17 protein-coding genes and 1 pseudogene are annotated in these 24,120 nt (G+C 72.6%); 3 read left to right on the top strand and 15 right to left on the bottom strand.

Annotated features, from left to right (window positions below; genetic code table 11):
• From IF89_RS0122335 to IF89_RS0122325, 3 genes and pseudogenes are all read right to left on the bottom strand, one after another.
• Window positions 1–222, bottom strand: a pseudogene (locus IF89_RS0122335) (hypothetical protein); the annotation flags it as partial.
• A gap of 294 nt (window positions 223–516) precedes the next feature.
• On the bottom strand, window positions 517–1,374 hold the full coding sequence (locus tag IF89_RS0122330; protein WP_030770867.1) for a class I SAM-dependent methyltransferase: 858 nt from the start codon (window positions 1,372–1,374) through the stop codon (window positions 517–519).
• A 48-nt stretch (window positions 1,375–1,422) separates the two neighbouring features.
• Window positions 1,423–3,942, bottom strand: a complete 2,520-nt coding sequence (locus tag IF89_RS0122325; protein ID WP_030770864.1) for a SpoIIE family protein phosphatase — start codon at window positions 3,940–3,942, stop codon at window positions 1,423–1,425.
• 495 nt (window positions 3,943–4,437) lie between these two features.
• On the opposite strand from IF89_RS0122325, the gene IF89_RS0122320 reads away from it, so the two are divergent.
• On the top strand, window positions 4,438–5,724 hold the full coding sequence (locus IF89_RS0122320) for an extracellular solute-binding protein (protein ID WP_030770862.1): 1,287 nt from the start codon (window positions 4,438–4,440) through the stop codon (window positions 5,722–5,724).
• Window positions 5,725–5,835: 111 nt separating this feature from the next.
• Here the strand turns inward: IF89_RS0122320 and IF89_RS0122315 are convergent, their stop codons facing one another.
• The 5 genes from IF89_RS0122315 to kdpF all read right to left on the bottom strand — a co-directional run bounded on the left by IF89_RS0122315 (window position 5,836) and on the right by kdpF (window position 11,765).
• Window positions 5,836–7,017, bottom strand: coding sequence for a hypothetical protein (locus IF89_RS0122315; RefSeq protein WP_030770861.1), 1,182 nt, complete (start codon window positions 7,015–7,017; stop codon window positions 5,836–5,838).
• A 154-nt stretch (window positions 7,018–7,171) separates the two neighbouring features.
• On the bottom strand, window positions 7,172–7,888 hold the full coding sequence (locus IF89_RS0122310) for a potassium-transporting ATPase subunit C (protein ID WP_030770860.1): 717 nt from the start codon (window positions 7,886–7,888) through the stop codon (window positions 7,172–7,174).
• Between the two features lie 6 nt (window positions 7,889–7,894).
• Complete coding sequence (gene kdpB / locus IF89_RS0122305; protein ID WP_030770859.1) at window positions 7,895–10,006, bottom strand: potassium-transporting ATPase subunit KdpB; 2,112 nt, start codon at window positions 10,004–10,006, stop codon at window positions 7,895–7,897.
• Entirely contained in the window at window positions 10,003–11,667 is a 1,665-nt protein-coding gene (gene kdpA, locus IF89_RS0122300) for a potassium-transporting ATPase subunit KdpA (protein ID WP_030770858.1), read from the bottom strand. Before kdpA ends, kdpB begins: the two co-directional genes overlap by 4 nt.
• Window positions 11,668–11,675: 8 nt before the next feature.
• Window positions 11,676–11,765, bottom strand: a complete 90-nt coding sequence (gene kdpF / locus IF89_RS41515) for a K(+)-transporting ATPase subunit F (protein ID WP_043194245.1) — start codon at window positions 11,763–11,765, stop codon at window positions 11,676–11,678.
• A 428-nt stretch (window positions 11,766–12,193) separates the two neighbouring features.
• Here kdpF and IF89_RS0122285 point away from each other — a divergent pair, with 428 nt between their 5' ends.
• Window positions 12,194–12,670 (top strand): hypothetical protein, encoded by a 477-nt coding sequence (locus tag IF89_RS0122285; RefSeq protein WP_030770856.1) that lies wholly within the window; start codon window positions 12,194–12,196, stop codon window positions 12,668–12,670.
• Window positions 12,671–12,885: 215 nt separating this feature from the next.
• Here IF89_RS0122285 and IF89_RS0122280 read toward each other — a convergent pair whose 3' ends face one another.
• The 3 genes from IF89_RS0122280 to IF89_RS40905 all read right to left on the bottom strand — a co-directional run bounded on the left by IF89_RS0122280 (window position 12,886) and on the right by IF89_RS40905 (window position 16,120).
• Window positions 12,886–13,983 (bottom strand): GNAT family N-acetyltransferase, encoded by a 1,098-nt coding sequence (locus tag IF89_RS0122280; RefSeq protein ID WP_051807431.1) that lies wholly within the window; start codon window positions 13,981–13,983, stop codon window positions 12,886–12,888.
• A 500-nt stretch (window positions 13,984–14,483) separates the two neighbouring features.
• Window positions 14,484–14,753, bottom strand: coding sequence for a hypothetical protein (locus tag IF89_RS0122275; RefSeq protein ID WP_030770852.1), 270 nt, complete (start codon window positions 14,751–14,753; stop codon window positions 14,484–14,486).
• Between the two features lie 473 nt (window positions 14,754–15,226).
• A complete protein-coding gene (locus IF89_RS40905) occupies window positions 15,227–16,120 on the bottom strand; it encodes a hypothetical protein (RefSeq protein ID WP_051807425.1) in 894 nt (297 codons plus the stop codon).
• A gap of 1,311 nt (window positions 16,121–17,431) precedes the next feature.
• Between IF89_RS40905 and IF89_RS0122255 the strand changes: the two genes are divergently transcribed.
• On the top strand, window positions 17,432–18,121 hold the full coding sequence (locus IF89_RS0122255; protein WP_158717908.1) for a hypothetical protein: 690 nt from the start codon (window positions 17,432–17,434) through the stop codon (window positions 18,119–18,121).
• Here the strand turns inward: IF89_RS0122255 and IF89_RS38180 are convergent.
• The 4 genes from IF89_RS38180 to IF89_RS0122235 form a co-directional block, all read right to left on the bottom strand.
• On the bottom strand, window positions 18,050–19,057 hold the full coding sequence (locus IF89_RS38180; RefSeq protein WP_324605352.1) for a class I SAM-dependent methyltransferase: 1,008 nt from the start codon (window positions 19,055–19,057) through the stop codon (window positions 18,050–18,052). The two genes, IF89_RS0122255 and IF89_RS38180, sit on opposite strands and share 72 nt — an antisense overlap.
• Window positions 19,058–19,178: 121 nt before the next feature.
• The gene (gene xdhC, locus IF89_RS0122245; RefSeq protein WP_107047334.1) at window positions 19,179–20,039 is read right to left on the bottom strand and encodes a xanthine dehydrogenase accessory protein XdhC; all 861 of its coding nucleotides are present in this window, start codon (window positions 20,037–20,039) and stop codon (window positions 19,179–19,181) included.
• A 1-nt stretch (window position 20,040) separates the two neighbouring features.
• Window positions 20,041–22,443 carry a xanthine dehydrogenase molybdopterin binding subunit gene (xdhB, locus tag IF89_RS0122240; protein WP_030770843.1) on the bottom strand — a complete coding sequence of 801 codons (2,403 nt, stop codon included), beginning with the start codon at window positions 22,441–22,443 and terminating at the stop codon, window positions 20,041–20,043.
• Window positions 22,440–23,915 carry a xanthine dehydrogenase small subunit gene (locus IF89_RS0122235; RefSeq protein ID WP_030770842.1) on the bottom strand — a complete coding sequence of 492 codons (1,476 nt, stop codon included), beginning with the start codon at window positions 23,913–23,915 and terminating at the stop codon, window positions 22,440–22,442. The genes xdhB and IF89_RS0122235 overlap by 4 nt, the downstream gene beginning before the upstream one ends.
• Window positions 23,916–24,120 lie beyond the last annotated feature (205 nt).

The following is a 24,120-nucleotide window of genomic DNA, read 5'->3' as shown; positions in this document are numbered from 1 at the left end:
GTTGGTGACCTTGAGCTTCGTCCCGACGGGGAAGGTGCCGCTGCTTGCCGCCGGCGGCCCGGCCTCGCCGGACAGGGTCACCGTCGACCCCGGGCACACCACGTCGGGTGCGGCGGCGTTTCCGGTCGCCACCGTGGCCACCACCCCTCCCGTCACCAGGGCTCCCGTGGTGACGGAGAGCACGAGCTTCTTCGTCGAACTCATCGTCCGTTTGCGGGACATGCACACTCCTCGATCCGATGGGCACTGCCTCCCCACGTCCTGCATACGCCCGGGGTCGCCGGCGCGGCCGGTTCTTGTCGCCGTCGCACAAATTCCGCGGAACGGCGCACGGGGATGCTGCGCACGGCACGCCGCGGCGCCCCGGGGTGCCCCCGGCGCGCGCGGAGGCGCAGGTGAGGACCCCACCGCCGACGCCGGGCGGCGACCGCCCCCCACGCACTGCCCGCGCCGCGGACGGCAGGAGCCCGCTGATCCTTTAAGGCTGCGTTGATCCCGCCTTAACCCTCCCGGGCGTCAGGCGACGGGGCGGACCGCCCGGACGATCCAGACCGCCGAGGTGTAGCGCACTCCCTCGTCGCTCTCGTGGGCGGTGAGGGTGGCCCGCAGGTCGTCGAGCGCGCGGCGCCGGCCCGCATCGTCGAGACCGTCGAGCATCCAGCCGTGCAGTCCCAGCGTGAACCGCTCCGCGTCGGCCGCATCCTCGCCGAACCACATCTGCTCGGTGTGCGGCTCCAACCGGACGTCCGCGAAGCCCGCCTCGCCCAGGACGGTCCGTACGCGTGCGGGGTCGGCCAGCGAGAACGGGCCGGGAGCACCCGGCGGGGGCCCGGCCATCGGGCGCCCCGCGGCCAGCGCCCGGGTGAAGGCGAGGAACCACGCGTTGCCCGCCGGCTCCTGCCAGACCAGCTGCACGAGGCGTCCGCCGGGCCGCAGCGCCGCACCGATGTTGCGGAACGCGGCGACCGGATCGGCGAAGAACATCGTCCCGGTGCGGCTGACGGCCACGTCGAAGGCCGCCGCGGGGAAGGCATGGACCTGGGCGTCCGCCTGCAGGAACGCGGCGTTGAGCACCCCTTCGGCGACCGCCCGCGCCCGCGCCACGTCCAGCATCGCCGCCGACAGGTCCACACCCAGGGCCCGGCCGGCGCTCGCCCGTCGCGCGGCGGCCCGGGTGGTCTCACCGGTACCGCAGCCGATGTCCAGCACGCGGTCGGCGGGGGAGACGTCGGCGGCGGCCAGGAAATGCGGCAGGTAGGGCCGGACCGCGCGGTCGAACCGGTCGGCGTGCTCCGCCCAGTACGCGCCTTCCCGTCCGTCCCAGGCCTGCGCCTGCTCGGCGTTCGCCGGATCGACGTGCGCGGTGCTGCTCACGGTCACCACCTCCTGGGGTCGGTGTTCCCGGACCGCCGGCCGGCGCCGTCACAGGTGGGGCAGGTGCTGTTCGGACCAGACGGTCTTGCCTCCCATGGTGTAGCGGCTGCCCCAGCGGTGCGAGAGCTGGGCGACGATGTACAGGCCGCGCCCGCCCTCCTCGGAGTTCCTGGCGCGCCGCATCCTCGGCTGCGTGTTGCTGGAGTCCGAGACCTCGCACGTCAGGGAGTCCGCCCGGATCAGGCGCAGCCGCACCGGGCCCCCGGCGTGGCGGATGGCGTTCGTGACCAGCTCGCTGACGATGAGCTCGGTGCTGAAGGAGAGCTCGTCGAGGTCCCACGCGGTGAGCTGCGCCAGTACGAGGTGGCGCGCGTCGGCGACGACCGCCGGGTCGGCGTCGAGCATCCACGTCGCGAGGGATCCGGCATCCACCACCCGGGTACGGGCGAGGAGCAGTGTGACGTCGTCGCGCAGCCTGCCGGGCGGCAGGCCCTCCACGATGTCGTGCCGGGCCTCCCGCAGCGGCCTGCCCGCCACGTCCGCGCGCCGCAGCCGCTCCGCGAGGTCGTGCATGCCTTCGTCGACGTCCCCCTCCCCGCGCTCGATGAGGCCGTCGGTGTACAGGGCGAGGACGCTGCCCGGCGGCAGGCCCACCTCGACCGGTTCGAAGGGCCAGCCGCCGACCCCCAGGGGAGGGCCGGGGCTCAGCTCGACGTACGTGACGGATCCGTCCGGGGCGACCACGGCAGGCGGGGGGTGTCCGGCGCTCGCCATGACGCAGGTGCGGGTGACCGGGTCGTACACGGCGTACAGGCAGGTGGCGCCGGCCGGCCCGCCGGGCAGCGGGAGGCCCGCGTCGGCGTCGTCGGGGTCGTCGGTCTCCGCCTCGGACGCCACCTGCACGACCATGTCGTCCACGTGCGCCAGCAGTTCCTCCGGTTCCAGTTCCAGGTCCGCCATCGCCCGTACGGCGCTGCGCAGGCGGCCCATCATGGCCGTGGCGTGCAGCCCGTGACCGGCGACGTCCCCCACCACCAGGGCGACCCGCGCCGACGACAGGGGGATGACGTCGAACCAGTCACCGCCCACTCCGCTGTCCGCGTCCGCGGGCAGGTACAGGCCGGCTGCCTCCACCGCGGGCTTCTCCGAGGTGGCCGGGGGCAGCAGGCTGCGCTGCAGGCCCACGGCGGTGCGGCGCTCCTTCGTGTACCGCCGGGCGTTGTCGACGGCGACGGCCGCACGGGCGGCGATCTCCTCCAGGAGGGCGAGGTCGTCCCGTTCCAGCGGAGCGGTGTCGCCGGTGCGCCAGATCGTGAGCCGGCCGAACCGCACGCCCCGGGCGCACAGCGGGGCCGTCATGGCCGAGTGCGCCCCCGGGACCGCCGCGGCCCACTCCGGGACCGCGTCGCCACCGGTCCGGTCGCCCAGGCCCGTGACCAGCTCGCCCCGGCACCGCTCCTCGGGCGCGCCCACTCCGCCGGGCGCCCCGGGGAACCGGGTGGTGGTCCCGGTGCGCAGTGCCTCCGGTTCCGTGTCGGCGACGGCCATCCGGATCAGGGGCGGCGTGCCGGGGCCGTCGGCGGGCGGTTCCCCGCCGGTCAGCACCGTCTCCGCCAGGTCCACCGCGGCGCAGTCGCCGAACGCCGGCGCCAACACCTCCACCAGGTCCTCCACGGTGCGCAGGACGGACAGCGAACCGCCGAGCGCGCCGGTGGCCCGGTAGAGGAGGTCCAGGCGGCCGCGCGCCCGTTCGTGGGCGGTGACGTCGGTGAACACGGCCGCCACGCCCAGGGGCTGCGTGTCCGGTTCCTGGAGCCGGAACGCCTGGATGGTGACGATGCGGCCGCCCCTCGGATCGTCCAGGGTGCGTACGGTGGTGCTGAAGCCGATCAGGGGCGTGCCGTCGTGCAGGACCTCGCGGAGCCGGTCCTCGATGGTGCGGGCGTCCTCGGCCCACAGGAAGTCGGCCAGGCGTCGCCCGTACAGGTCGACGGGCACGCCCGTGTACGGCAGCAGGTGCGTGTTCGTGCGCAGCAGGCGCAGGTCCTGGTCGAAGACGGCCAGGCCGACCCGTCCCTGAAGGAACAGCTCCTGGGTGAAGGCGTGGTCCTGCCGCCATCGGGCGACCAGTGCCAGTGGTGCCCCGAGGACGAGGCACCGGGCGGCCCTCCCCGGCGGGCCGCCGTCCGCGCCGTGCAGGGGGATGACGCGGAAGCCGATCTCCAGCTCGCCGCCGGACCCGTGCCGCAGCGTGGCCCGGCCCTCCCAGCCGCCGGAGTGCTGTCGGCTGCCCGAACCCTCCGGTCCCCCGGGGCCCTCGGGTCCGTCCGGGCCCGCCCGCCCCGGAGCGGCCCTGCCCCGTCGCCCCTGGGCGAGTACCGCTTCCCAGGTGCGCGCATCCGCGAGGAGATCTTGGGCCGGCCTGCCGCACACCTCCGCCGACCGGCGCCCCAGGAGGGCTTCGGCCGCCGGTGTCCAGGCGAGGACCGTCCCGGCAGCGTCCAGCAGGGCCGCGGCCGTGTTCGTCACGGCGAAGGGATAGTCCTGGTTGCTCTCACTGGCCCGCATGCGTGCCCATCTCGTCCGCCGGTGCCGCCGTCCCCATGCTGGTGGACGTCCGGGGCGGAAGCCAGGGGCGTTGCGCCGTCCGGTACCGCTCCGGGCGCCATTCCCAGTGTCTCCGATCATGCCCCCGGCGGGCAGCGGGGGCACGCCCGGAGACACGGCGGGCGCTCCCCGGGGGAGCTGAGGCGGGCGTCCGCCGGGCGGAGGTGCTCACCGCCTGGCGGCCCCCGCCCCACGGCCGGGCGCCCGCCCGGCTCCCGTGGGCGAGCCGATGGGCAGGAGAACTGCTGGGACCTCATCTACGCGCGTGGGACCGGCCGGAGGCTCGTCGGAAGCCACAACCGGGCCCACGCGTGCCTGGATCATCGGCCACACCTGCTGCGAGAGCGGAAGCAATCACTCCACTCCGGGAGATGATTCCGGCCACCGGGCCGCCGAGCACCCCCCGTACGGGTGCGCTGCGCGGCAGAAGCCATGTGACATCAGGGGAACACGCTCGTGCGAAGAAAGATCTTCGGGCCGGCCGCCGCCGCGGTCGTGCTCGGCCTCCTGCCCCACTTGTCCGGATGCGGTCCTGCGGACGACGGGGCGGGTGGCAGCCGTACGCTGCGGCTCGTGGCCGCGGAGTACGGCGATACCCCGGCCACCAGCTCCAAGGCCTACTGGGACAAGGTGACCGGCGCCTTCACCGACGCCAACCCCGGGATCCGGGTCGAGGTCCGGCTCCTGCCGTGGGCGGACATCGACCGCGAGGTCTCCCGCATGGTCAAGGCGGGCAAGGCGCCCGACATCGCCCTCATGGGCTCCTACTCGGACTTCGCCGCGCAGGGGAAGCTGTACTCCGCGGAGGAACTCCTCTCGGTCGGCGCCGAGGCGAACTTCCTCCAGCCGCTCGCCGAGGCGGGTACCTTCGACAACCGCCTCTACGGCCTGCCCTTCGTCGCGAGCAGCCGACTGCTGTTCTACAACGAGGCGCTGTTCACCAAGGCCGGTATCAGCGCGCCGCCGAAGACCTGGTCCCAGCTCAAGGCCGCCGCCAAGGCACTCAAGGACAAGGGCGTGACCTACCCCTACGCCCTGCCCCTGGGCCCGGAGGAGGCCCACGCGGAGGCGCTGATCTGGGAGCTCAGCAACGGCGGCGGCTACGCCGACGGACGCGGCAGCTACAGCCTGGACTCGGAGCGCAACGTACACACCTGGCAGTGGGTCAGGGACAACCTGGTCACGCCGGGCCTCGTCGGTCCCACCGCGCCGGCGCAGATGAACCGCGCCGACGCGTTCGCCGCCTTCCTGCGGGGCGAGGTGGGCATGCTCAACGGCTACCCGTCGCTCGCCCACGAGGCGGCCGCTAAGGGGATCGGCGTCGGCACCGTCGCCATGCCGGTCTCCGACGCGCTGGGCAGCGAGGACGCCCCGCCGACCGTGGGCGTGGCCGACTGGATGGTGGCCTTCAACCAGAACGGCAGACGGGCGGAGATCGGCAGGTTCCTGGAGTTCGTCTACCAGGACAAGAACCTGGCGGACTTCGTGGACCGCTACCACCTCCTGCCGGCCACCGCCTCGGCCGCCCGGACCCCGGCCGGCGGCGGCCTCAGCCGGACGGACGAGGACTTCCTGAGCGCACTGCGGACGGCCCGTCTCTACCCTGTCAACGACCCCTCGTGGGTGGCCGTCAGCGACGCGATCAAACGCAACATCGGCCGTGCCGTGGCCCCGGGAGCGGACCCCGAGGCGGTCCTGGAGGACATCGCGCACAAGGCCGAGCTGGCCGCCGGCAAGCACTGACCGCACCCCGCACCCCGCACCCCGCCCACCGGTCCGACGCGGTCCGACGCGGTCCGACCCGCGATCGGCGTGACCCGGCGCCGTCCGGCGCGGGCGGGGCCGGTGGGGGGCCTACCGGGCGTCGAGGAGGGCGGAGGCCTCGGCGAAGTCGGTGTGCGCGGGCCCGAAGGCCCGGGCGGCGACCGAGAACATCGCGCGGTCGGTCAGGGCGCGGGCGAGGCGTCCGGCCTCGTCGCCGGGCAGTCGGCGGGCGAGCCCCACGCCCTCGTCGAAGTACGGCCCCAGCCGCTCCTCGAAGCGGTGGGGGCGGTTGCCCTCACCGACGGCCGTGCGCACGCTGATCCGGCGCTGTACGTCGACCAGTTCGGGCACGCGGCCGGCCTCGCGCAGCTGCACCGCCTCGGCTTCGAGCGCCGGCCGGGTGGCGAGGAAGGCGTCCCGCGTGGCGCTCGGCAGCGCGAGGTCCGTGCCGAACGGCGGCATCGGGCATGCGGGGCTCGCCGCCGGTTCGTCACCGCGCCCCGACAGCGCGAAGAGGGTGACCCACCGGGCGAGGGAGAAGCCCGAATCCTTCGGCTCGCCGTTCGCCGCCAGCTCCTCCAGGACGGTCAGGGCCTCCTGCCGGACGGCCGCGGCGTCCATACCGTGCCCGGACGACTCGCGCATGCGGGAGAGGTGCACCAGCTCCCAGGCGAGTTCCACCGGCGATACTTCCTGCGCGGCGGCCCGGCGCCGCGTCACGTCGACGAGTTCGCCGAAAGCGGCGGCGGCCGCGTCGTGCAGCCCGGCACCCTCCAGGTTCGCCGCCCACTCCACCATGTCCCGACGCAAGTGCTCCGGTACGCCGCTGCGCACCGCCTCCTCGTTGAGCTCGCAGGCCTCCCGGAAACGCCCCTCCTCCGCAAGGACCGCGGCCAGCCGCCGGCTCTGTCCGGCCGCGGCCAGCTCTTCGCAGACGGCGCGCCCCTCCTCCCGGCGTCCGAGCGCGAACAGGGCCCTCTCGTGCGCATGAAGGGCTCGGGACAGCCGTTCCAGGCGCATCGCCGTCGGCGCCCCGTCCCCGATCCTCCGGGCGGCTTCGACCGCCTCGGTGGCCAGTGCCAGGTTCACCTCCGGGCCCCGGCCGCGGTGGCTCATCGAGATCAGCGCGTCGACCAGCTTCGGCAGATACGCCTTCGGGCTCACTTGCGCCAACACCCGGTAGGCGTGGACCTCTTCGAGCGGGCTCGGCTGTCCGGACCCCAGCAGCAGGACGCGGGCCCGCAGTACGGCGTCGTGATCGATCTTCCCCAAAGTTCCCCCAGTCGTCGGGTGGTGCACGAAGGAGATTCTGGGACGTGGGGAGCGGACCGGACAAGGTTCGCGAACTGTGCGTTCCGTCCTACGAAAAACGCCTCTGACCTGTCATGATGGACTCGCTGTCACCCCGATCCGCCCCCGAGGCGGCTCAGTTCCGGACCAGAGCCCTGAGGGCCGTGTTCAGTTCGAGGACGTTGACGCGGGGTTCGCCGATGAAGCCCAGGGTGCGCGCCCGGGTGTGGGCCGTGACGAGCTGCTCCACCCGGTCGACGGCGAGGCCGTTGCGTGCCGCGACCCGGTGCACCTGGAGCCTGGCGTACTCGGGCGAGATGTCCGGGTCGAGGCCGGAGCCGGAGGAGGTGACGGCGTCGGGCGGCACGTCCTCGGGCCGGACCGTGCGTCCCGGCGTGGAGTTGTCGGCGATCACGGCTTGCTCGGCGGCGACCACCAGGGCGCACAGCGTGCCCGGTTCGGAGTCCCGGGTGCACCGGCCGTCCACGGCGCCGTTGTCCGCGGAGCGGTTGGTGGCGCCGGACAGGAGCAGCGAGTAGCGGGTGTTGACGCTGTTGCGGCCCAGGCCGTGCGAAGGGCGCGGCTGGAACCACCTCGGGTCCGGCCGGGCGGCCTCCTCCGGGGCGTCCGGGTCCTGCTCCGGCAGGTCGTAGCGCTGCCCGACGAGGGAGGAGCCGACGACGCGGCCGCTGCCGTCGCGGAACGCGGAGCCGTTGGCCCGGTCGGTGAACAGGGCCTGGGCGATCCCGGTGACGGTGAGCGGGTAGAGCACGCCGCAGACGACCGTGAGGGCCAGCAGGGCCCGCAGACCGGCGCCGATCAGCCGGGCCGTGGTGCGTACGGAGTTGTTCATCGCAGGTCAACCGATTCCGGGGAGGTGGGAGATGAGCAGGTCGATGAGCTTGATGCCGACGAACGGCGCGACGAGGCCGCCCAGTCCGTACAGGCCGAGGTTGCGGCGGAGCATGCGGTCGGCGCTCATGGGCCGGTACCGGACCCCCTTGAGGGCCAGGGGCACGAGGGCCACGATGATCAGCGCGTTGAAGACGACGGCCGACAGGATCGCGGAGTCGGGGGAGGACAGCCCCATGATGTTGAGCCTGTCCAGGCCGGGGTGGGCCACGGCGAACATGGCCGGGATGATCGCGAAGTACTTCGCGACGTCGTTGGCGATGGAGAAGGTGGTCAGGGCTCCGCGGGTGATGAGGAGCTGTTTGCCGATCTCGACGATCTCGATGAGCTTGGTGGGGTCCGAGTCGAGGTCCACCATGTTCGCGGCCTCCTTGGCGGCCGAGGTGCCCGTGTTCATCGCGAGGCCGACATCGGCCTGAGCGAGGGCCGGGGCGTCGTTCGTACCGTCTCCGGTCATCGCGACGAGCCTGCCGCCCGCCTGCTCACGCTTGATCAGGGCCATCTTGTCCTCGGGAGTGGCCTCCGCGAGGAAGTCGTCGACGCCGGCCTCCTCGGCGATGGCCCTCGCGGTGAGGGGATTGTCGCCCGTGATCATGACGGTCCGGATGCCCATGCGGCGCAGTTCGTCGAACCGTTCGCGCATGCCGTCCTTGACCACGTCCTTGAGGTGGACGACACCGAGGACGCGGGCGCCCCCGTCGTCCCGGACCGCCACGAGCAGCGGGGTGCCGCCGGCTTCGGAGATGCGGTCGGCCAGCAGGCCGGCGTCCTCGGCGACCCGGCCGCCCTGCTCCCGCACCCAGGCCGTCACCGAGCCGGCCGCCCCCTTGCGGGCGCTCCTGCCGTCGGCGTCGACCCCGGACATCCGGGTCCGGGCGGTGAAGGCGATCCAGTCGGCGCCGGTGAGTTCGCCCCGGTGCCGCTCGCGCAGCCCGTGCTCCTTCGTGGCCAGGACCACGATCGAGCGCCCCTCGGGCGTCTCGTCGGCCAGCGAGGACAACTGGGCGGCGTCGGCGAGCTCGGTCTCGGTGGTGCCCGCGACGGGGACGAAGGCCGCGGCCCGCCGGTTGCCGTGGGTGATGGTGCCGGTCTTGTCGAGCAGCAGAGTGGAGACGTCGCCGGCCGCTTCGACCGCGCGTCCGCTCATGGCCAGGACGTTGCGCTGCACGAGGCGGTCCATGCCGGCGATGCCGATCGCGGACAGCAGCGCCCCGATGGTGGTGGGGATGAGACAGACCAGCAGCGCGGTCAGAACGATCAACGACTGCTCGGCGCCCGCGTGGACGGCGAACGGCTGCAGGGTCACCACGGCCAGCAGGAAGACGATCGTCAGCGAGGCGAGCAGGATGTTGAGGGCCGTCTCGTTGGGCGTCTTCTGCCGGGCGGCGCCCTCCACGAGGGCGATCATGCGGTCGATGAAGGTCTCGCCCGGCTTCGTCGTGATCCTGACGACGATCCGGTCGGACAGCACCCGCGTGCCGCCGGTGACCGCCGACCGGTCGCCGCCCGACTCGCGGATGACCGGTGCGGACTCGCCGGTGATGGCCGACTCGTCCACGGATGCGACGCCCTCGACGACGTCACCGTCCCCGGGGACGATGTCGCCGGCCTCGCACACGACCAGGTCGCCCACGCGCAGCTCGGTGCCGGCCACCTCTTCCTCGTCGGCGCCGGCCCCGGTGAGACGGCGGGCCACGGAGCCGGTCCTGGCCCTGCGCAGGGTGTCGGCCTGGGCCTTGCCGCGTCCTTCGGCGACCGCTTCGGCGAGGTTGGCGAAGAGCGTGGTCAGCCACAGCCAGGCCGTGACGGCCCAGCCGAACCCGTCCGTCGGATCCATGAATGCCAGGACCGTGGTGAGGACCGAACCGACCAGCACCACGAACATCACGGGGGATGCGGCCATGACGCGGGGGTCCAGCTTCCGGACCGCTTCGGGCAGCGCCGTCAGCAGCTGCCGCGGGTCGAACAGACCCCCGCCGACCCGGCCGGCGGCGGGCGGTTCGTGACCGCTGGTCTGCAGGTCGTCGTGCGGAGCACGGGTGGGGGTGGTGGTGCTCATGCTGCGAGCCCTTCGGCGAGCGGACCCAGCGCCAGGGCCGGGAAGTAGGTGAGACCGGTGACGATGACGAGAGTGGCGACGAGCAGGCCGGCGAAGAGCGGCTTGTCGGTGCGCAGGGTGCCCGCCGTCTCCGGCACGGGCCTCTGCTCGGCCAGGGCCCCCGCCAGCGCCAGGACGAAGACCATCGGGAGGAAGCGGCCCAGCAGCATGGCGATGCCGAGGGTGCTGTTGAACCACTGGGTGTCGGCGTTCAGGCCCGCGAAGGCCGAGCCGTTGTTGTTGGCGCCCGACGTGTAGGCGTAGAGGATCTCGGAGAAGCCGTGCGCGCCGGTGTTCGTCATGGAACCGGGCGGGGTCGGCAGGGCCATCGCGGCCGCGGTGAAGCACAGCACCAGGGCGGGGGTGACGAGGATGTAGCAGGCGGCGAGCTTGATCTCGCGGATGCCGACCTTCCTGCCCAGGTACTCGGGGGTGCGGCCGACCATCAGACCGGCGATGAACACCGCGATGACCGCCATGACCAGCATGCCGTAGAGCCCGGATCCGACACCGCCGGGTGCGATCTCGCCGAGCTGCATGCCCAGCAGGGTGATGCCGCCGCCGAAGCCGGTGTAGGAGGAGTGGAAGGAGTTGACGGCGCCGGTGGACGTCAGAGTGGTGGCCACGGCGAAGATCGACGAACCGGCGACCCCGAAGCGGGTCTCCTTGCCCTCCATCGCCCCGCCCGCGACCTCGAAGACCGGCCCCGGGTGGGCGAATTCGGCCCACATCATCAGCGCCGTAAAACCGAGCCAGATGGCGCCCATCGTCGCGAGGATCGCCCAGCCCTGGCGCAGGCTGCCGACCATGCGGCCGAAGGTCCGCGTCATGGAGAAGGGGAGGACCAGGATCAGGAAGACCTCGAAGAGGTTGGAGAACGGGGTCGGGTTCTCGAAGGGGTGCGCGGAGTTGGCGTTGAAGTAGCCGCCGCCGTTCGTGCCGAGTTCCTTCATGGCCTCCTGGGAGGCGACCGCCCCGCCGTTCCACTGCTGCGTGCCGCCCGTGAACCGGCCGACCTCGTGGATCCCCGCGAAGTTCTGGACGACGCCGCAGGCGACCAGGACGATCGCGCCGACCAGGGACAACGGGAGCAGGATGCGGACCGTGCCGCGCACCAGGTCCACCCAGAAGTTGCCCAGCTCCCCGGTCCGGGAGCGCGCGAAGCCGCGTACGAGGGCGACCGCGACGGCCATGCCGACGGCGGCGGAGACGAAGTTCTGCACGGCGAGACCGCCGGTCTGCACGACGTGGCCCATGGTCTGCTCGCCGGAGTACGACTGCCAGTTGGTGTTGGTGACGAAGGAGGCGGCGGTGTTGAAGGCCTGGTCGGGGTCGATCGACGCGAAGCCGAGCGAGCCCGGCAGGCCGCCCTGCACCCGCTGCAGGAGGTAGAGGAAGAGGACGCTCACGGCGGAGAGGGCGAGGACGGCGCGCAGGTAGGCGGGCCAGCGCATCTCGGCCGACGGGTTCGCGCCGACGACCCGGTAGATCCACTTCTCCGGCCCGTAGTGCTTCTCGGAGGAGTACACGCGGGCCATGTGGTCGCCCAGCGGACGGTGGACCAGGGCGAGCGCGGCGATCAGCGCGAGCAGCTGGAGCACGCCGGCGGTTACGGAGCTCATGGCAGTGCTCAGAACCTCTCCGGGTACACAAGGGCGAGGACGAGGTAACCGAGCAGGCAGACGGCCACGACGAGGCCGACGACGTTCCCGGCGCTCACAGCTTGGTCACCCCCCGGGCGACCAGGGCCACCAGCGCGAACACCGCGACGGTGGTGGTGACGAAAGCCGGATCGGCCATCGTGGGCTCCTGAAGGATGAGAGGGACAGGCAGCGGCCGACCGGCCGCCGATCACCAGACAACCCCTGCGTCAGCACGCTCCCGGTGCTCCTTGACGGGGCCCATACGGAGGGACGCGAACTCTTGACGGCGCCGATACGCCGCATGCCCGCCGCCGTCGGGGCCGGCAGCAGCGCGATGCGAAGCGATCCCCGCCCGCCCCGGGCCTGCCCCCTCCGTGACGCGCCCGCTCCTTACACCTCCCTGACGCCCGGGGCCGGCGCGGAGGGCGGCCGGGTCCGGGCTTGACGGCCGACGGGAAAGAGATGACACTCGAAGTGCAAGTTGTTTTGTGGTGAAAGGTGAGACATGTCTGTTCATGACGCCCGTGCGTGCGGCGGGCAGACCCCTGTCCTCGACGGCCCGCGGGAGGCGGAAACGTCCCGCAAGCCGTCTGCCGCGACGGCCCGCACCGCCGCGGCCTACGCCGCCGCCGGCGCGGTCGTCGCCGCGGTATGGGCGCTCGGTGGTGACGTGCCCGCCGGGGAGCACGCGCTGCGCGTCCTCGTGGTGGTGCTCTGCATCAGCGTGGCCGGACGCCTCCTGGGGCGCCGACTCGCCCGTGCGGGACGGGCTCCGCTCGACCGGCGGCTGTTCCTCGGCCTGGTGGCGGCCAAGGTGCTGCTGGTTGGTGTGGCACTGGTCGTCGACCGGCTGGCCGGGCTGTGGTTCGCCGACCCGTCGGTGGTCACGGCCGTGTTCCTGTTCGCCGTGGTGGCCGCGGGCGGCCCCCTGCTGCACGGCCGGCTCTCGCACCCCACGGCCCCGGTTCGGGCCGGTTCCTGAGGGGCTTCGGCGAAGCCGGCCGGCCGATGGGCTGTCCGCTGCGCGTCCGCAGGAGCGGGACCCGGCGGATCGTCCGGGAGCCGGCGGTGGCGGGGCCCGACCTCGCGGAAGCAGGCCCGCGCGGTCCGCGGCGCCGGGCCCCGGACCGCGCCGAGACTCCCCGCAGCCCGCGCGTCCGGATCGACGGCACCGACGACCGCGCATCGGCCCCGCTGTCACGGGCCGGGAGTGCGCTCACGCATCCTGCCGACGGTCGCCAAGGTGCGCAGCGCCGCGGCCTTGAGCTGCGGCCGCTCGCGCACGAACTCCCGTACGGCACGTGACGGCTCGTGGCTGAGCCAGTGCAGGGCCGCCCCGGCCCCGGCCCGGAGCACGGCACCCTCGTGCACGATCAGCTCCCGTGTCTTGAGGGAGTCCTTGTAGGCGGCGTCTCCCCTCCCGAGGTCGAGCATGTCGATGCCGGCGGCGGCGGCCGCCTCGATCATGCGGAGGTAGAGGACGCGTCCCGGGCTGAACGTGGCGAAGTCCCGGTCGTAGGCGGGGAACCAGCACGACAGCACCGTGCGTGAGCGCAGGCCGAAGTGCGCGGCGACGGGCCGCCCGCCCGCGTAGAGGACCGACAGCAGGCCCGAGCAGGACGGCGCCTGTGTGGCGGCGAGGATCCGCACCAGGTTGTTGATCCACTCCTGGGCGAACCGGTCCCGCCGCCCGGTGCGGCGGTACTGCGCGGACTTCCACGCCATCAGCGTCCGCAGGACCTCCGGACTGCGCTCGTCGAACACGAACCGCAGCGGCCCGGCCTGCCGGGCCAGGCGGCGTTCCTGCGCCCGGGTCGCCTTCAGGAAGGTGCGGGATCCCGCGCGGAGCAGGCTTTCATAGCCGGCGTATCCGCCGGCGAGATCGATGACGGGCGAAGCGAACCGTCCCGTGGCGAACGGCAGGAACAGGTCCTGGCCGCTTTCGAGGTGGTTGAACTCCCAGACGGACAGCGAACCGGCACGCAGCAGCGCATGCGGGTCCACCACCACACCGGGGCGCAGCACGGCCCCCTGGCTGTCGGACACGCCCAGGCCGATGGCACGGCCGCGGCCCCATCGGCCGCGCTCGAAGGGGAAGAAGCCGACCGGCTCACCGCCCTGGCGCACCACCGCGACCCTGGCACCCTGCCGGACCCGGCCGACCGCCTGGCAGAACTCCGGGCTCATGAAGGGGTTGGCCTCCGGCGCCGTACGGGCCCGCAGATCGCCCCACAGCTCCAGGTCGGCCGGGCTCAGCTCGGCAGGGCGGATCACGTCGATGTGTTGCACGGTCACTGCGGCTCCTGAATCGTCGAAGTGCTCACCGGACCCGGCCGACTGCCGGCGCACGGGAAGTGCGCCGCGGCCACGCCCTGGCGCCCGCAGCCGCCCGCCGGCAGCGGCCGGAGGTGGTCTGCGAGAGCGCCACACGGTGTTAAACGACTGTCGGAGTATCAGGCAGCGATGACGGGGCCGCCGAGTGGAGCACCCGTGCGGAACCCGTGGACGAGGCACGAGAGGAGACGGCGGCGGGTCGGCCCCGCGACGGTGTGCCCTGTGGCCGTGCCGCGCGCAGAGACCGTGCCCCGGCCGCCGGACACCACCGCCCCGCGGCGGCAGCGGTGGCGGAACACCTGCGGCGAGGCGGTCCCGGTGCCGAGGGCGTCGGCACACCCGCCGGCGCCCCGTCGAAGCCGCCCGGACGACCAGGTCGGGGTGCCCGAGCCCGACCGATCACCGAACTTCCGGGCGCCCCGACCGGCCACACAGGCGCCGGCCCAGACGGGTACCTGTGATCACCGCATCGTATGATCCATGCCTGCCAGGGAACCGGCCCCGGCGGTGATGACCTCGGCGAGCCGATTGGCGAAGGCTGCGTTGCACCCTCCGAGCCGGACGAAGCCGTGACCGGCCACCGGGCCGTCGTTGCACAGCGAAGGCAAGGTCATGCCGGCGAGTGCGAGCGCCGATTTGAGGTTGGTGACCGCTTCTTCACCGGCTTGGAAGGCGGCGTCCTGGAGTCGCTTGTAGTGCATCCGTTCGGTATGGGTCAGTTCGTAAACCACGCTGCGTGGCCCTTTCATAGTGAATGCGCGGCGGGGGAAGGAAGCCGCTCGTGCAGCTGCTGGACAGTCCGTCCGGTCCGTCGGGGAATGGAGCCTGGCCGCGCGACCGGCGTGTCCCCCGGTCGTCACGTGCCGGCGCCGGGGCGCTGAGGATGAAGGTCCGCGGCGCGGACGTGCCGGATGTGTGGCCGGCCGTGACTATCGGTTTCGATCTTCGTTTCAAAGGTGCAGGCGGCATCTTTCTACGACTGGGAGGGAGTGGGTGTGTCCATGGAGTCGGCGGCTGCCACAGGTTTTGCGCTGCGCGACGGCCGCCCACGGCCCGCCGGGCGCCCCCGCCGGTCGGCCGGAGCCGGCATCCCGGTGCTGCGCCGTACACGCCGTCGCGTGGGTCGTACCGTCCGGAGCCCCCGGCACGTGCGCGGGACCTCGCGCCCCCTTGCCGGTCCGCCGGACGCAGCATGCCGCGGCCGTCATGCGCCGTACCCCAGTCCGCGACCGCCGGCCGGCGGTCGGCCCCTCTTGTCGGCCGCGGGGTATCCGGGACGGCCGCCCGCCGGGCCGGTCCAGTCGGCAGGGGTGAGTCCGGACCTCACGCCATGGCTCTGCGGGTTCCGGTGTCGGGGAGCGGTCTGGCGTGGCGGGCGTGTGAGTGTGATCTGACGGATTAGCTGCTGGAAGCAGGCCAGCGTCGCGACGGCAGGGAGCGCGGACGACATTCCGGCAGTGAGAGTTCTGGGTGCCTGGGCCACGCACAGAAGCGTGGCCAGAGTGGAGAACAGGAGAACCATCGACCAGGAATGCAGCGCGCGGCGCTGGTGCAGCGCAGATCTGAGGATGGACAGGGAAGCGACCATCCACGGGCCGTAGACCAGCAGCGGCCACCAGCCCACCACGCCGCGGGCTGTGTGCAGGCCGGCGCTGTGGCGCAGCGTGTCGCAGATGGCCAGTCCGCTGAGGATGCTCACCAGGGTGGCGATGACGGCGACCAGCACAGCGGTGCACGCGCTGCCCGTCTGCAGCAGGGACGCCGAAAACGACCGCGATACGCCGCGTCGGTGCCCGCCGGAGTTCTGTCTGCGCTCGCGCTCCGCGGTGGGGATTTTCAGCCCCGCGACAGGGCCGATGCTGCCCGTCGAGCCCAGCGCGTCGCCGTAGCGGGCGCGCTCGAACGGCCCGGGTGCCGAGCTCTCCTGCAGGAGACCGGCCAGCTCCTCCGCCGGATCCCACCCCCCGTTCACCTCACCGGAACAGCCGGGCTGTTCTCCGGGAACGTGCTGCCCCACCTGAGGTGGCAAGCGCCAGAACACGGTGTCCTGCGGGGGCTGGAGGCCGTGCAGGTCGGGGTGCTCGTGCGGCTCATACACGGGGACGGCCGTCCGTTTGCTCTCCGGCGGAGCCCGTGGCCGGCCCGCCGCTCTCCGGCTGCAGCCCGCGTTCGAACGTGGCCTGGATCCTGCTCATCGTATGGAGGAAGTCCTCGAAGGCCGCGGACGAGAATCTCAGCTCGACCTCCACGTTCCCGTGTTCCAGCACCGCGCTCTCGGTTCCGTTGGATTCTGCTGGGCGTGGAGTGAAAGTCCACTTTCCGATTCGAGTGGTCCCGGCGTGAAAGCCGGCTCCTCGCCCTCCTTCTTCCGGAGTCCTGTGGAAGAAGGGTGAGGGCTTTGCTGTTGTCATATTCCGTAAACGCAGCCGATCTTGGTCCGGGTATGCGCCATCCGGGTGATGGTGAGAATGCGCGGGAACCGGCCGGCCGCTCACACTCCTGCCCGCGCTGCCCCATCAGGGACGGATCCTCTTGCCGGTGGGCTCCGCCCGGCCCGGCTGCCGCGACGGCGGCAGGCTCGTCGGCAGCATCGGCCGGGCGTCGAAGAAAGGCTGAAACGACAACCGGGTGATCGGGGCGCATGACTGCAACCGGAGGACAAGGGGCAACCATGCATATGCCTCTGCGTTATGCCCATCGACTGCCGAGGGGGTGTCGGGCGTGAACACCCCAGAACTTCAAGCCTTCGAAAGGTCGGTCGTGGGAGACCTCTTCCTGTGGATCGTGCTCATCTCCACCGTTCTGGGCACAGGTTGCACCGCTTGGATGTCATCCGGGACCGGACGCCTGTGGCACGTGGACGCCGTGGAGCTGAGACGCCAGCAGCGCTTCCGGCAGGTCCTCTCCTGTCATGTGGACGCGATCGGCCGCGCCCGCCGGACGGCCGCCGCGCCGGCTCAGGCGCCGGTGCGTCGGCACCCTTGAGTGCGGAAACGGCTGAGGCTCCGACGGCGGAGGGCCCTCCCCGCGCGACTCCTGAGCGCCCGGGCGCGAGCCGGGTGGGTGCCGGGCGGTGGAATTCGGTGCTGGGGGAGCGGTCGCCGCCGAATCCATTGAAACCCCGGCAATCTGCATACATGCCGACGGTGCAAAAACCCCGGCAATCCGTACATTGCTGCATTGTGTTCACGGGTGACACGTGTCGCTGTGATTTCCGCCGAACGCACCTCCGGCGCTGCTTTGTGCAATTCCCGGAAAGCCTGTCGCGCATCCCGGAATGTTGAATTTCGGATCATGCTTGCGTCGGATCCGCCGAGCGTCACCGCAACCACAACCGCGACCGCAGGCCGCAACCGCCGCCCACCGCCCGGGCGGAGCGGCGGTTCGGCCGCGTGCGAAACGAGACGAGATGCCAGACTGCGCAAAGACCCCGTCCGCCCCGACGTCCTGCGACCGGTCGCCCCACGGCGACCCTGGGCCGGACCGTTGTGCGGGCAGCAGCACCTGCCCCTGCACCTGCGACTGGGACGTCCTCACCGGTCCGGCGACTCTGGCAGCCCCCTTCCTGCGCCGCCTCCAAGTCGGCCGCGCCGACACGACGGTCGGCCCCGCCGACGGCTCGCTCACGACGGGCGTGTTGATGTTCATCGCCCGCTCGCTGCGGGACGATGCCCCCGTCCACCTCGACGTGGTCGACTGCGCCGCACGGCTGGCGTGTTCCGTCCAAGCGGTGCTGGGCGAGGCCGCCTGGCTGGCCGATCACCGGTTCCTGGCTCGGGACGCCGACACCCGTGCCGACGCCCCCGCCGACGGCGTGGCCCGGTTGTGGGTGAACCCGTCGGTCACGTTCCTGCCGTGGACGGACCCGAGAGTGGCCGCCGCACGGCACCGCTTCCCCTTCATCACCACGGCCGACATGGGCATGGCGGCCCGCGAACCGGTCGTCATCCGCCCCTACGACCGGGCCGGCTGGCACGCGGTGTACCTGCGGTACCTGGAGCTGACCCAGAGGCCCCACCTGGCCCTCTCACCCTGGTGCTGTCCCGGGGGCCCGTATGCGGCGCGGTGCAACGACGGCCCGGGAAGCGCGCGCCTGTGACCTCGGGCCATGGGGGCGTGGCGCACCGCGCCGCATGGTGCAGGAGTACGTCGCAGCCCCTCGCTCCCGGTGCGTGGTCACATCCGGGCGGCGTGCTCGGTCTTCGCTGCGGGAGACTCGTACACCCTGCGTGACGCTCACGACCTGGTCGGCGTGCGTGACCTGGGTGAAGCGCCCGGCCCGCGGGGGGAACGTCAGGCGCGGCAGCGCAGCATCCAGCGGCGGGTTGGCGTGGAAGTCGGCCCAGAAGTCCGCGTCGAAGTCACGCCTGCCGGCCTCCGACACCGTCATCGGCACCCACGTCAAGTCCTCGAAGCCGGCCGCCCGCAGGCACGTCTCGTACACCTCGCGGCGCGGCAGGTTGGCGACGAACGAGACCGGCGGGTCGAGCAGCGCCGTCGTCCGGACCTGCGGGCCCGTCTCGACCCCCGTACCGGTGAGCTCGCTGCGGAAGCCGTACCGCTCCGGGGTGGGGCCGTCGAAGCGGAAGTCGGGCGACTGGTTGAGCAGGAACAGTTCGCCGCCCGGCTTCAGACTGCGGTGCAGGGCACGGCACATCCGCTCGGTGGTCGCGATGTCCTGGGCGTAGTTGAGGAGCTGGACGGCCAGGGCCAGATCGAAGGGCTCGGCGACGGGACGCAGTGCGGCCACGTCGCCGACCTCGTAGCGCACACCCAGCGGTTCCTGCTCCTCCAACTGCTGGGCCACGCCGACCATTTCACCGGAGATGTCGATCCCGAGCACCTCCGAGGCGCCGCGCCGCCGGAACTCCCGGCTGTAGAAACCCGTTCCGCAGGCCAGGTCGATCACCGACCTGCCGCGCACGTCTCCCACCAGGCCCAGGAAGCTCGGGATCACGACGTACTGCTCCAGCGGCAGGGCCTTGAACCCCTCGTACGCCTCGCCGATCCCGTCGTACTGCTGCTGTGCGTCCACGCTGCTGTCCTCCCCGTCCGGGCCGGCGGGTCGCGGCCCCCTGCCCGGCAGTCTGTACGGGGCCGGGCAGGCTCCCGTACTGGCAGAACCGACGAAGATCCCGACATCGTCCCGGCGTCGTCTACGGAGCTCCGGGCGCGGGCGGCACCGGGTCCGGAACGGGACCGCGACCGCGGCCCCGGCGCCGTTCGAAGGTTCGCAGGAGGTCCGCCGCCACGCTCACCGCGATCGTGGCGGGCTCCTTGCCGGCGATCCCCGGGATCCCGATCGGTGTCGTGATGCGTTCGATCGCCGCGGCGTCGTGGCCGCCCTCGGCGGCCAGCCGCCGGCGGAACCGCGACCATTTCGCCGACGAACCGATCAGGCCGATCGAGCCGAGCCCGGGCGTGCGCAGAGCGGCGTCGCACAGCGCGGCGTCCTCGGCGTGGTCATGGGTCATGATCAGCACGTGGGCGCCGGGCGGCAGCTGCCCGAGCACCTCCTCCGGAAGCAGCAGGGCGCGGTGGACGTGGATCTGCGCCACGGCGTCCGCGAGCACGCCGAGCCGTTCGTCGGCGAGCATCTGCGGCCGGGTGTCGACCAGGTGCAGGTCCAGGTCCTGCCGGGCCAGGATCCGCGCCAGCTCCAGGCCGACGTGCCCGACGCCGAAGACCGCCACCGCCTCGACCACCGGCAGCGGTTCGAACAGCACGCCGACCGAACCGCCGCAGCACTGCACCCCGTGCGGGCCGGTGACCTTGTCGTTGAGGGCGAACTCCATCAGTTCCGGTTCCGGGTCGGCCGCGCCGGCCAGCTCGCGCGCCCGGTCGACGGCGACGGCCTCGACCTTGCCTCCGCCGATCGACCCCCAGGTCTCGGTACGCCCCACGACGAGCTTGGCACCGGCCCGACGGGGCGCGTGGCCGCGCACGGTCGCGACGGTCACGAGCACGCCGGGTTCCCGGCGTGCCCGCAACCGGGCGACGGCGGCCACCCAGCTCATGTCAGGCATGGCTGAGCGCACCCGCTCCGGTTGCGGCGGCCCCGTCGGTGTCGGACGCCGGCCCGCCGGGCCGCGTCCCGCCGGCGCGGGCCGCCTCGACCGCCCAGTACACCGCCTCGGGCGTCGCCGGGGAGGCGAGCTCCACACAGACCCCTTCGGGCCCGAACGCAGCGGCGGCCTGCCGCAACGCCTCCCGCACCGAGAAGGCCAGCATCAGCGGCGGCTCACCCACCGCCTTGGACCCGTAGACCGCGCCCTCCTCCGTCGCGTTCTCCAGCAGCCTGACGTGGAACTCCGCGGGCATCTCGGAGAAGCTCGGCAGTTTGTAGGTGCTGGCCGCCTGCGTCAGCAGCCGGCCGCGGTTCGGCCCGTCGCCGGCGTCCCAGCGCAGGTCCTCCAGCGTCAGCCAGCCGGCGCCCTGGACGAAGCCGCCCTCGACCTGGCCGATGTCGATCAGGGGGGACAGGCTGTCGCCCACGTCGTGCACGATGTCCACCCGCCGGATCCGGTAGGCGCCGGTGAACCCGTCCACCTCCACCTCGGCCGCGGCGGCGCCGTAGGAGAAGTACTTGAACGGGGACCCGTGGAAGGCCTTGGCGTCCCAGTGCAGGCCCTCGGTCCGGTAGAAACCGGCCGCCGACAGCTGGACCCGCTGGAAGTAGGCGGTGCGCACCAGGTCGTCCCAGGCCAGTTCCTCCGCGCCGCCGAGGACCCGCGCGACGCCGTCGACGATGCGCACGTCCGAGGCGTTCGCACCCAGCAGGGTGCCGGCCACCTGGAGCAGCCGCTCACGGATCTGCTCGCAGGCGTTCTTCACCGCCGCGCCGTTGAGGTCCGCCCCGGCACTGGCGGCGGTGGCGGAGGTGTTGGGCACCTTGTCCGTGCGGGTCGGGGCCAGCCGCACCTTGTGCAGCGGGATGCCCAGAGTGGTCGCGGCCACCTGGAGCATCTTGGTGTGCAGGCCCTGCCCCATCTCGGTGCCGCCGTGGTTGATCAGGACCGAGCCGTCCTTGTAGACCAGCACCAGCGCGCCCGCCTGGTTGAAGGCGGTGAGGTTGAAGGAGATCCCGAACTTGATGCCGGTGACCGCGAGCGCCCGCTTGGTGTGCGGGTGCGCGGCGTTGAAGGCCGCGATCGCGGCCCGTCGGTCGGCCAGGCCGGCGTCGTCCTGGACCTGCCGCCAGACGGCGGAGATCCGTTCGGGGTGCAGGACCCGCTGCCCGTAGGGCGTCGTATGGCCCGGCCGGTAGAAGTTGCGTTCGCGCAACTCCATGGGATCGAGGCCGAGCAGCGGCGCGCACCGGCCCATGATGTCCTCGATGACCAGCATGCCCTGCGGTCCGCCGAAGCCGCGGAAGGCGGTGTTGGAGACCTTGTTGGTCCGGGCGATGCGGCCGGCGACGCGCGCGTGGGGGATCCAGTAGGTGTTGTCGATGTGGCAGAGCGCGCGGGCCACCACGGGCTCGGACAGGTCCAGGCTCCAGCCGCCGTCCGCGGTGAGCGTGGCGTCCAGGGCCTGGATGCGGCCCTCGGCGTCGAAGCCGATCTTCCACGTGGCGTGGAAGCCGTGGCGCTTGCCGGACATGGTCAGGTCCTGGGTGCGGTTGAGCCGTACCCGGACCGGCCGCCCCGTCAGCCGGGCGCCGAGCGCCGCGACGGCCGCGAAGCCGTGGGGCTGCATCTCCTTGCCGCCGAACCCGCCGCCCATCCTGAGGCACTGCACGGTCACCTCGTGGCTGTGCAGCCCGAGCACGTGCGCGACGATCTCCTGCGTCTCCGAAGGGTGTTGGGTGCTGCTCTGGACGAACATCTGCCCGTTCTCGTCGACATGGGCCAGTGCCGCGTGCGTCTCGAGGTAGAAGTGCTCCTGGTCGGAGAAGTGGAACTCGCCGCTGAAGACGTGCGCGGAGTCCGCGAAGCCGGCGTCGACGTCGCCGGTCGTCATCACCGGACGGGCGCCGTGGAAGCTGCCGGCCGCGATCGCCTCCCGCAACGTGATCACGGAGGGCTTCTCGTCCAGCTCCACCTCGACGGCCGCCGCACCGAGGCGGGCCGCCTCCAAGGTCTCGGCGAGCACCCACGCCACCGCGTGGCCGTGGAACATGACGGTGTCGGGGAACAGCGGTTCGTCGTGCTTCATCCCGGCGTCGTTGACGCCGGGCACGTCGGCTGCGGTCAGGACCCGCACCACACCGGGCACGGCCAGCGCGGGACCGGTGCGCAGCGCCGTGATCGTGCCGTGGGCCTTCATGACCTGGACGGGGTAGGCGTGCAGGACGTCCTTGGTGCGCTGGACCAGGTCGTCGGTGTAGAGCGCGGCGCCCGTGACGTGCAGGCCGGCGCTCTCGTGGGGCAGCGGGAGGCCGACGACGGGCTTGTCGGGACGTTCGGACAGGTGGCTCATGACGGCACCGCCTCGGTGGTTCGCGCGTACAGCTTCAGCAGGCTCTGGCCGAGCATCGCGGAGCGGTACCCGGCGCTGGCGCGGTGGTCGCCCATCGGCGTGCCCTCGGTCCGCAGCACCCGCGCAGCGGCCTCGACGGTCCGCGCCGTCCAGGGCCGGCCCTCCAGGGCGGCCTCGGTGGCGAGCGCGCGGATCGGGGTGGCGGCCACCCCGCCCAGACCGATGCGTGCCGTGCGGACGGTCCCGTCCTCGACGTCCAGGGCGAATGCGACCGCCACGCTGGAGATGTCGTCGAAGCGACGCTTGGCGATCTTGTGGAACGCCGTGACCGGCGACAGCGGCAGCGGGACGCGCACCGCGCGGATCAGCTCGCCGGGACGGCGCACGCTCTGCCGGTAGCCGGTGAAGTAGTCGGCCAGCGGGACCTCGCGCTCCCCGTCGGCGTCGGCGAGCACCACGGACGCCTCCAGCGCGAGCAGCACCGGCGGGCTGTCACCGATGGGCGATCCGGTACCCAGGTTGCCGCCGAGGGTGGCGCTGTTGCGGATCAGCCGGGACGCGAACTGCGGGAACAGCTCGGCCAGCAGCGGTACTTCACCGCCGAGGCGGCGTTCGATCTCCGTGAGGGTCTGCGCCGCCCCGATCTCGATGCGGTCCGGTCCGACGTGCAGCGTGCGCAGTTCGGGCAGCCGGTCGACCGCGACCACGCAACCTGCGCGGCGGGAGCGGAGGTTGACCTCGACACCCCAGTCGGTGCTGCCGGCGACGACCACCGCCTCGGGCCGCTCGCGCAGCAGCCGCACGGCCTCCGCGAGGCTCTCCGGCCGCAGGAACGTACGGTCGCCCTGCGCGTACCGGGTGGCGACCGGTGCGGGCGGGGACTGCTCGCGCCGCCGCGCCAGGGGGTCGTCCTCGGCGGGCATGCCGACGGCGAAGGCGGCGTCGCGGATCGGCCGGTAGCCGGTGCAGCGGCACAGGTTCCCGCTCAGCGCGTGCAGGTCGAACCCGTTCGGCCCGTGCTCGCCGTCGTCGGCGCGAACCGCGCCGTCGGCCGGACCGGCGTGCGCACAGCGGTCGGGCCGGTAGTACTCGGAGGCCATGCTGCAGACGAACCCGGGGGTGCAGTAGCCGCATTGGGAGCCGCCGCGGACGGCCAGCTCCTGCTGGACGGGGTGCAGAGCCGCCGGCGTACCGCCTTCGCCGGCGGTGGCGAGGCCCTCGGAGGTGACGACCTCCTGCCCGTCGAGCGCGGCCACCGGCACCAGGCAGGCGTTGACGGCCACCCAGTCGGTCGGCCTGTGCACTCCGGGGCGGGCCACCAGGACCGAGCAGGCCCCGCACTCGCCTTCGGCGCAGCCCTCCTTCGTGCCGGTCAGGCCCCGCTCGCGGAGGAAGTCGAGCACGGTGGTGTGGGGTGCCGCCGGGGCAATCGGTGTGTCTTTCCCGTTGACCGTGATCCGCGCCGCTACCACGGCCGGCCCGCGTTTCGCGGCGCGGTCGATCGGACTGTCCAAGTCGCCATGTCAGGAGCTTTCTCATCCGGTGGTCGCGGCCGGGTGACGCGCAGCGCGACGCATCGGCACGCGAGGGCGTGCCGTCAAGTGGTGGCATGGGGGAGAAGTGCCGGGACCGCAATCGGGCACGCCGGCGAAGGGGCTGCTCAGCAGCCGTGTGCTA

It is taken from the genome of Streptomyces sp. NRRL F-2664, assembly GCF_000719345.1.
GTDB lineage: Bacteria > Actinomycetota > Actinomycetes > Streptomycetales > Streptomycetaceae > Streptomyces.
The sequence above is the reverse complement of the archived record's forward strand: the minus strand, read 5'-3'. Positions and strand labels throughout refer to the sequence as shown.

What these genes read in the sequence shown, in the direction of transcription:
- IF89_RS0122325 (WP_030770864.1), bottom strand. Translation starts at nt 3,942, where the DNA reads ATGCGGGCCAGTGAGAGCAACCAGGACTATCCCTTCGCCGTGACGAAC.
- IF89_RS0122310 (WP_030770860.1), bottom strand. Translation starts at nt 7,888, where the DNA reads ATGAACAACTCCGTACGCACCACGGCCCGGCTGATCGGCGCCGGTCTG.
- kdpB (WP_030770859.1), bottom strand. Translation starts at nt 10,006, where the DNA reads ATGAGCACCACCACCCCCACCCGTGCTCCGCACGACGACCTGCAGACC.
- kdpA (WP_030770858.1), bottom strand. Translation starts at nt 11,667, where the DNA reads ATGAGCTCCGTAACCGCCGGCGTGCTCCAGCTGCTCGCGCTGATCGCC.
- IF89_RS0122285 (WP_030770856.1), top strand. Translation starts at nt 12,194, where the DNA reads ATGTCTGTTCATGACGCCCGTGCGTGCGGCGGGCAGACCCCTGTCCTC.
- IF89_RS0122255 (WP_158717908.1), top strand. Translation starts at nt 17,432, where the DNA reads ATGCCAGACTGCGCAAAGACCCCGTCCGCCCCGACGTCCTGCGACCGG.
- xdhC (WP_107047334.1), bottom strand. Translation starts at nt 20,039, where the DNA reads ATGAGCTGGGTGGCCGCCGTCGCCCGGTTGCGGGCACGCCGGGAACCC.
- xdhB (WP_030770843.1), bottom strand. Translation starts at nt 22,443, where the DNA reads ATGAGCCACCTGTCCGAACGTCCCGACAAGCCCGTCGTCGGCCTCCCG.